We start from the raw sequence: 7,528 nt of genomic DNA on the forward strand, positions 1-7,528 counted from the left end.
AACGATCAAAAAACATCCAGCTACTAAAAGATATCTTTGGGCTATCCTACAGCATCACATACCGTTCGTCGGAAAGTAGTTTTACGGTATAAGGTAAATCAATAGGCAGAACTGCCTATTTCACGTATTTACAAATAGCGGTGTCTATGCCGCCAAACCCGCTGTTTTACACGGCCTCTCCCAATAGAGTTAATTTTTGTCGCTCCAAAACGACGAAACCCGCGCAGTGGCGGGTTCCGAGGGCGAAAATTTTGTGGTTGATTCCCGAAGGATCTACTGTGGTAATCTCGCCTGACCACTTACAGCCTTGCTTCTTTGTTACTCGCACATCAAAGGGTATTGGCTGGTGACCGAGCCGTCAACAGCACTTCTTCGTTAATTCGTTAATTCGTTATTTAACTATTCTGAAGAGCTTGTTACTGAATTTAGGCTTTGTCACCACGTAAAGTGGAAACATGTTTGCTTCGACGTTTCACTGAAGCAAATTTCACCCAACCCTTTGGAGAATTCGCTTATGCGATCCTTCATTCAAAAGTACATCCCGGAAGAGTTGATTCGTGCGTTTCAAGCGGCTTATTGGCTGATTCGATTAGTACGGATTATTCCGCAGGTGTAACGCAAAACGGGGACCGAAAGGTCCCCGTTTTCGTTGGAGAACTATTTGGACTGGAAAGGCACCTACCTTGCGGAAAGCTCTACAGGTTCGCGACAACCTATTTTCTGAGATAGTCGCCCTCCTTTCGCCTTCAACTCGTTCTGGACATCCGGAGGCAGTCCGACCCACATCTTCAGTCCTGCACGCCTGTCGATCTCGGCTACGGTAACCTGGAATTCACAGAAACTGGCCGTACGAGGCGTGCTTTGCTCCATGATGAATGCTGCATATAAGCCACCGGTGGGAGTCGGTCCCGTGAAGATGATCTTCCAGTATCCGCTCGGAATCGTATGAGTCTTGGTGGTTCCAGGCAGCGATCCAATGTTCCTCTCATAGAGCGGCCCAGTGGCCACGTACACCGCGTCTACGTCCGCAGCTTTACTCAAGCTCCGCTCTTGATCCTCGAGGCGAGCCCACGCGCCTTGGTTGAGATCCGCCTTTTGCGGCGTGATGTTGGAGAGGTAGTTCAGCGCTTGCCAATCGGACACACCGCCCAAAGAAGCTAAATTCGCTTGATGCCCGCGGTTTATTTTCAAGGCTTCACTGGCCCCTTTGTAGTCCGCTGGACTGAGCGTTTCACCGGACGGCACATCAGGGTCCGTCGTCCAATTTCGAGGACGTCCGCTGGCCGGTGTTTGTTTTGTAATTTTGTAGGCTACCCAGTTGGCGAATTTGGTTGAGCCGTTGTTGTTCAGGGTGTACGCCTAGCGGTAAAGGGTCGTGCTGCTACCACCGAGTGGGCAACCAACTGCGCAGTTATCGAAGGTTGGGTGAGCCAATTGCTCGACGTGATCAGGTCGATCTGTGACCACTGATGGCGAGGTGCACGCCGCTATCAGTGGGAATATGAAAAGTGATGCGAGCTTGAGTTTTTGCATTCCGTGCATCTGTTTTTTCCAGAAAAATGGTGGCGCAGCTTAATGCATGGATAACGTCGTCATCTGATCGATCACCGCTCAAAACATTGCCGACAACCTCGGTGTCGACGGCTCCCGACTTCGCGTCAGCACTGACAGTCTTTAGAAGCCATAGGCGCAACCACGCTCATCACGCACGACTGTGGATGAATTAGAAATGAGCTTTTATGACGGGTGAAGAGAGAACGCTTGCGTCTGATCTAAAACGACCTTCGTGCTAATGCTTCGGCGGCTTATAGGCTTCTGCCTCCATGACGAGCGCGTATGGATTGAGTAGGAATTGCGACATATCAGCAATTACGCATGGCATTTCTGACAGCTTTATGAATTGGCGGATGCTCACTCACCAAGGCCTGAAAGAAAATAAAATCTTCTGTATTTCAGTGATAACCGGTCTGAATCAGGAGGATAAAGGCCTACGCGCGTGTACTCAATTTCGTACACAAATTACGCACAGACTTATCCACAGGTTGCCAGTTGCAATGCCTGTGGAAAACGCATTATCTTGTATCCCAGACGAAAAAAAACCCTACATGTAGGGTTTTCGTTAGCTACTGACCTCGAATGAGGTGAGCCTAGAAAAGTCTGCGAGTGGTCATGCTTCGGTCGCCAAACTAGAACACAACCACCCGCACCATCTAAAGCTAAACAGTAGCGACTACGTTAGCCCCAGGGGGACTGCATTGAGCCAAACATTGACTTGAACGTCAACGGCTTCTGCTGAACGGCTTTCCCTCTGAGGCATTTTTTAGCCAAATAGAGGTAATACCATTATGACATTCAATACAAAACAAACCGGCGAAACCATCGCGACCTTGGCTTCGGAAATTCTCCGGAATCCACACGCTTCTGTTACAGCCAAAAGCCTTGCCGCATCCGCACTGTCCCAATCGTCCTCCATCAAGGAAACCGGCAAGCTGATGGAGACGCTGGCATCGCACGTCATGCAGTCCGATAAATACAGCGCGGCCACAAAATCCCTCGCCGCGTCCGTGCTTTCTCAATCCGAAAACGCGCGCTAAGGGGGTGGAAAATGGCTTTGTATTTTTTGGAGTATGACCTGCGTAAACAGCGCAACTACAAAGCGCTGTACGACAAATTAGCCGAGTTCGATGCTGTACGCATCCTCGAGTCGTTGTGGTGCTTCAAGCGCGAACAGACGAATGCGAAAGGCCTGTGTCAATACTTTACGCAATTCTTGGATGGTGATGACGGAATTATTGTTTCGGAGGTTGTTGACTGGGCAAGCTGGAACGTTCAAGGGGATCCGAACAGCTTGAAGTAACCACTAATTATAGAATCCCATCTTGATGGGGTTCTGTATTATCGTAGCGGCAATAAATATCTAGCGCGAACTCAACCATCTTTTAGATTAAATTTGTATTCCTTACCTTCCAAATTAATGGTGGTTTCAATACCACCCTTAATCATCTCCATCCCTAAATCAAAGATTTGTCCGGTACCTGCGGGTATAAGAGAAACATAAACATTCACGTTTTCATAAAAACAAAGATGCATCAAAGACAGCCCAAACTGGTCGGGAGGAGCAAGTCGATAATAAAACACACCCTGATTGCTACCGTGTTTTTCTTTTAAATCAATTTCCGCTCTGTGAGCAATAAATTCTTTGAAAGAATTTTGGTTTTTGTTTGCCGAATGGAGAAAGCCCAAAAACACTTTTATCTTCCCGTCGAACGACACCTGAAAATGATGCCTATAGATGCCATAAGCTATATGTGTAAAACAGTCGACTAATCTAGGATAGTCTGGGGTACCCCAGATTAAATCTAGAAATTTGTTCTCATCACCTATTCGGGTGATACTTCCCTTGAGGAATACTCGTCCTAAAAGTCTATAGGATGTTCTCCTTAGGGCGCGCTGAATTTTACCTTGATAATGCTCATAACCAATTGAGTTGTTACCAATTATACCTGCGATACTCACCATCAGAAATTCGTCGTCTCGACTTTTCTTTGCGTTGTGGTCATCACATGAAGGCACAGTGATTAATTTTCGACGCAAATCAACCTGTGCATCTTTAAACTCTGGAAATATACACTTAGGCGGAACATGCTCAACCGAAGTTGCAGGCTGCTCACACATGTAACAAGTTTCATCCAGCATGACCCGTTCCCTTCTAAAATTTGGATATCATTCAAATATGCAGAATCCACATACATTACGCCAAATCTTCACTTGCTCTCTAGTTGCACTTAACAATCCATAACTGGTCCAGTTTTGTGGTGAAACTCTGGCTCATCATCTCCCGTCGCATCCCCCCACTCAGGTCTCGTCGGCACGCTCCCGGCTCGCAGCGTTCCACTACCCCACCGCTGATTGATCTCATCTACGACACCCATAACCCTGTTCGTGGCTTGTGGCTGAGACGGGGCGAATAGGTCATCAGTAAATTCTCCCGGCTGTCGTAGATCCATCAGCAACACTTCGGCCTTGCTGTATTTAAAGCCCGGCCGGAATAGACGGTTGATCGCTTCGGTCGCTGCCTGGGTCAGCAGCCTCACATCGTTGGTCGGGTAAGGTAATTCAACCATCGCACCGTTGGCATACTTGGCTTCCTCCGGACTGAAGATACCGGTGCGGATGCTGACGCGGATCTTCTTGCACAACGAATTCTGCGCACGCAGCTTTTCTGCGGCTCGATGCACGTAGGTGGCCACCGCTTCTTTGATCGGCTCAATGGTTGTCAGTCGCTTGCCGAACATGCGGCTGCTGCAGATCTCTTGCTTGGGCGGCTCCGTTTCGGAGAGTTCCAAGCAGGATGTCCCGCTCAGTTCGCGTGCGGTCTTTTCAATGACCACGCTGAATTTGCGTCGGAGTGTCCACGGATCCGCCTTGGCCAGATCCATCGCACTGTTGATCTGCATGCTTTCTAGGTGCGCTTTCATCCGACGCCCAACACCCCAAACTTCGCCGACGTCGGTGTTTCGCAACCCCAGTCGCGCTTGATCGGATCGCAGATATCCACCACGCCGCCGGTGTGCGCCTGAAATCGTTTTGCGGTGTGGTTGGCGAGCTTGGCCAGCGTCTTCGTTGGCGCGATGCCGACTCCGACCGGGATGCCGGTTCCTTTATAGACGGCGGCGCGAATTGATCGGCCGAAGGCTGTCATATCACCAGTGATGCCGCTGAGATCGGCGAACGCCTCATCGATGCTGTACACCTCAACGGCCGGCACCATGGATTCGATGATGGTCATCACTCGTTCGCTCATATCGCCATAGAGCGCGTAGTTGCTGCTGAAGACCTGAACACCGTGACGGCGCAGTTCATTGCGAATTTGAAAGTACGGAGCGCCCATTTTTACGAAGGGTTTTGCGTCGTAACTGCGAGCGATCACACAACCGTCGTTGTTGCTGAGCACGACGATTGGCGTCTTCGCCAAGTCAGGCCGAAACACTCGCTCGCAGCTCGCATAGAAGCTGTTGCAGTTGATCAGAGCGAAGACCTGGTCACGATCTGCCATGGTCACGCACGCTGTAAGTTACCACCCCCCAAATGATCAACTCGTCCCCCTCCATGACATAGCGTGGCGGGTATTTGCTGTTGGCCGACATCAGAATGATGGTGTTGTCACGCTTGTGCAGCCGTTTGCAAATCGGCTCCGAGTTGAGCCCGGCGATGACGATGTCGCCATGCTCGGCGTTCAGGCTGCGATTGACGATCACTAGGTCGCCGCAAAATATGCCGGCGTCTTGCATGCTCTCGCCCTCGATCTTCGCCAGATAAACATGTGGGGCACGGATGTCGAAAAGCTCATCTAGTGAGATGTGCTTTTCAATGTGATCAGCCGCTGGCGATGGAAAACCTGCCGGAACTTGAAACGAGTAAAGCGGGAGCTTTTCGCCTGCTTCTGACAAAGGGCCGAGAATGGTGACGCTCATGATACGAATCCGACAAAAGTTAAACTGTATGTGCATACAGTAAGCTCGTAGGCCGAACCGCGGTCAATGTGATGTGTAGGACATTTCGACGGGTGACATCATGTGCGGACGTTATTCCATCTACGAATCAATGGATCACTACCTGCACGAGCTCGCCCCTCAGCAAACAGTCATCAATGGTTACGACCATTGGCCGATAGATCGATACAACGTAGCGCCCACGACACGCGTCGAAATCATACGCCCGGCAGGCGGTGGATTGAGCGTGGACCGAGTCCGCTGGGGTTGGTCGCCGTTCTGGGCCAAAGGAAAGCGGCCAGATCCTATCAACGCTCGGGTCGAGACGGTTACCAGCGGCAAATTCTTTAAACAGCTCTGGCCGAACGGCCGAGCGATTGCGCCTGCCAACGGCTGGTTTGAATGGGTAAAAGATCCCGAAGACCCGAAGAAAAAGCGGCCCTACTTCATTCGTCTAAAAAGCCAGGCACCAATGTTTTTCGGCGCCCTCGCTCAAGTAACCGCGGGGCTCGAGGAAGACGATGGGGACGGGTTCGTCATCATCACCGCTGCTAGCGATCAGGGCATGGTGGATATTCACGATCGTCGGCCGCTTGTGCTGGATGCTTCAGCGGCAAGGGAATGGTTGGAGCCGGACCTGGATCCGCTGAGGGCGGAGGAAATCGTCAGAACGATGTGCAGCCCTACGGAGGATTTCGAATGGTTTCCAGTGGATCGAGCGGTGGGGAATGTGAGGAATCAGGGGGCATATTTGATACTGCCGCTGCCTCCGGCTCAGCCCGATTTGCTTGGGATGTCGGTTGACTCATAGATGCCTTCGAAGGGGCTTATGTGGATGCGTTTGCAGGTTTCGGAGTTCTTGCGGACGTATACCACGCTAGGTTCTGCAGGTCCGCAGCTGTTCACGGATGTGGCATCGGCTAGAACGGCGTAATCCACAACAGCGTGAGCTTTAGGAAACGTGTACATCCCAAGCCCAAATAGCGAAGTGATGAAACATAGCCTCAAAAGAGAAGGAACAAGCGCCGCGCCGTCGTCCCCGTTGGATTGCGCTTTTAACCAACGCACGAACGTCTTAACCTGCATAAAGAAGCTAATGACGATCATCGATAGAGGCACTGAATAAAGGGCACCTCCTATGGTTGATGCGTAGCGGATGTTTTCGACCTCAATGCCGGTCCTGGCATTGATAACTTTTTCAGCGGCGATTTTGCAGGCGTAAAGGATAAATGCTGTGTAGACCAGTGAGCTGGGCCAGTTTTTAATGAAAGCATTCATCTGATCTCGCGTCTGGAAGGCGTAGATAGCGCCTCCTGAATACACTATGACGAGGAACAGGATCGTTTGCTCCTCGGGGCTCAGATACTTGCTAATAAAGGGTGAAGCAAAATTCGCAGCAATTAGCACGGTGAAGATCAGCGCCAGCTTGAGCGTTGCTTTGTATTGTTCGGTCATGCGGATCTCAGATGGGTCTTCGCTCGGGGATGTCGAGGTTCGATGGGCATTTTATGACTGAGCAATTATCAACACACGTCGCATTCAGCGGTAGTGCTCGTATGCATGGAGTTGCTTGGGCTGCCTTCTATCTGGGGGCGATGCGGAGCCGAAGGTGACGGGATTCTGCTATGTGGATTTAAGCCCTCAAACGCCTTCGGTCGTTCAAGGGCCCATTCACTTCAAGCGCCTTTTTCTTCGCTCGCCTCTACACCGCACCACTCGCAGCTTTCGCCATAATCTGGATCGTAGGCTTCTGTCGAGACGATCTGAGAATCTGCTTTTTTCAATTTGTCAGCTTCTACACAATCATCGCACAAGGTCACGGTAGGGTACTGGTCGGCCGCGCTATCAGCGGCCATATCGCCATACACGGTGCAGGTTTTCATAGGCACAACTCCTTCAGGATGATGTTTGACTATAGCCAGCCTTTCGCTTCCAGAACGGGTAGTTGAATCGCGTAGCGCTGCATTCTCGGTGGTCGGCAAGGTTGGATTGACGATTCGTTCGTTTTTTGGTAGATTTAACACATCGAAGCGACT

General features: G+C 50.7%; 8 protein-coding genes and 1 pseudogene. 3 read left to right on the plus strand and 6 right to left on the minus strand.

The genetic code is table 11. The features are described 5' to 3' along the window. Positions 1-678 precede the first annotated feature (678 nt). On the minus strand, positions 679-1,350 hold the full coding sequence (locus tag F8N49_RS23225; protein WP_372241044.1) for a DNA/RNA non-specific endonuclease: 672 nt from the start codon (positions 1,348-1,350) through the stop codon (positions 679-681). Between the two features lie 995 nt (positions 1,351-2,345). On the opposite strand from F8N49_RS23225, the gene F8N49_RS23230 reads away from it, so the two are divergent. Continuing rightward, on the plus strand, positions 2,346-2,594 hold the full coding sequence (locus tag F8N49_RS23230) for a hypothetical protein (protein ID WP_151552756.1): 249 nt from the start codon (positions 2,346-2,348) through the stop codon (positions 2,592-2,594). An 11-nt stretch (positions 2,595-2,605) separates the two neighbouring features. Next, positions 2,606-2,857, plus strand: coding sequence for a hypothetical protein (locus tag F8N49_RS23235; protein ID WP_151552758.1), 252 nt, complete (start codon positions 2,606-2,608; stop codon positions 2,855-2,857). Between the two features lie 71 nt (positions 2,858-2,928). On the opposite strand, the gene F8N49_RS23240 is transcribed toward F8N49_RS23235, so the two are convergent. The 3 genes and pseudogenes from F8N49_RS23240 to F8N49_RS23255 all read right to left on the minus strand — a co-directional run bounded on the left by F8N49_RS23240 (position 2,929) and on the right by F8N49_RS23255 (position 5,474). Next, entirely contained in the window at positions 2,929-3,696 is a 768-nt protein-coding gene (locus F8N49_RS23240) for a hypothetical protein (RefSeq protein ID WP_151552760.1), read from the minus strand. A gap of 79 nt (positions 3,697-3,775) precedes the next feature. After that, positions 3,776-5,056: pseudogene (locus F8N49_RS27970) on the minus strand (Y-family DNA polymerase). After that, positions 5,043-5,474: a LexA family transcriptional regulator gene (locus F8N49_RS23255; protein ID WP_151552764.1), complete on the minus strand. Its 432-nt coding sequence runs from the start codon at positions 5,472-5,474 to the stop codon at positions 5,043-5,045. The pseudogene F8N49_RS27970 and the gene F8N49_RS23255 overlap by 14 nt, the downstream one beginning before the upstream one ends. Positions 5,475-5,574: 100 nt before the next feature. Between F8N49_RS23255 and F8N49_RS23260 the strand changes: the two genes are divergently transcribed. Further along, entirely contained in the window at positions 5,575-6,303 is a 729-nt protein-coding gene (locus tag F8N49_RS23260) for an SOS response-associated peptidase family protein (protein ID WP_151552766.1), read from the plus strand. On the opposite strand, the gene F8N49_RS23265 is transcribed toward F8N49_RS23260, so the two are convergent. Both F8N49_RS23265 and F8N49_RS28370 read right to left on the minus strand, forming a co-directional pair. Further along, a complete protein-coding gene (locus F8N49_RS23265; RefSeq protein WP_151552768.1) occupies positions 6,267-6,947 on the minus strand; it encodes a hypothetical protein in 681 nt (226 codons plus the stop codon). The two genes, F8N49_RS23260 and F8N49_RS23265, sit on opposite strands and share 37 nt — an antisense overlap. Positions 6,948-7,168: 221 nt before the next feature. Beyond that, positions 7,169-7,528 (minus strand): hypothetical protein (locus F8N49_RS28370; RefSeq protein ID WP_256675504.1); only part of this gene is annotated, 360 nt, incomplete at its 5' end.

Origin of the sequence: Pseudomonas sp. GXM4 (genome assembly GCF_008923895.1) — a bacterium.
Lineage (GTDB): Bacteria > Pseudomonadota > Gammaproteobacteria > Pseudomonadales > Pseudomonadaceae > Aquipseudomonas > Aquipseudomonas atacamensis.

Coding starts and splice junctions, on each gene's coding strand:
- F8N49_RS23230 (WP_151552756.1), top strand. CDS start 2,346: ATGACATTCAATACAAAACAAACCGGCGAAACCATCGCGACCTTGGCT.
- F8N49_RS23255 (WP_151552764.1), bottom strand. CDS start 5,474: ATGAGCGTCACCATTCTCGGCCCTTTGTCAGAAGCAGGCGAAAAGCTC.
- F8N49_RS23260 (WP_151552766.1), top strand. CDS start 5,575: ATGTGCGGACGTTATTCCATCTACGAATCAATGGATCACTACCTGCAC.
- F8N49_RS23265 (WP_151552768.1), bottom strand. CDS start 6,947: ATGACCGAACAATACAAAGCAACGCTCAAGCTGGCGCTGATCTTCACC.
- F8N49_RS23235 (WP_151552758.1), top strand. CDS start 2,606: ATGGCTTTGTATTTTTTGGAGTATGACCTGCGTAAACAGCGCAACTAC.
- F8N49_RS23240 (WP_151552760.1), bottom strand. CDS start 3,696: ATGCTGGATGAAACTTGTTACATGTGTGAGCAGCCTGCAACTTCGGTT.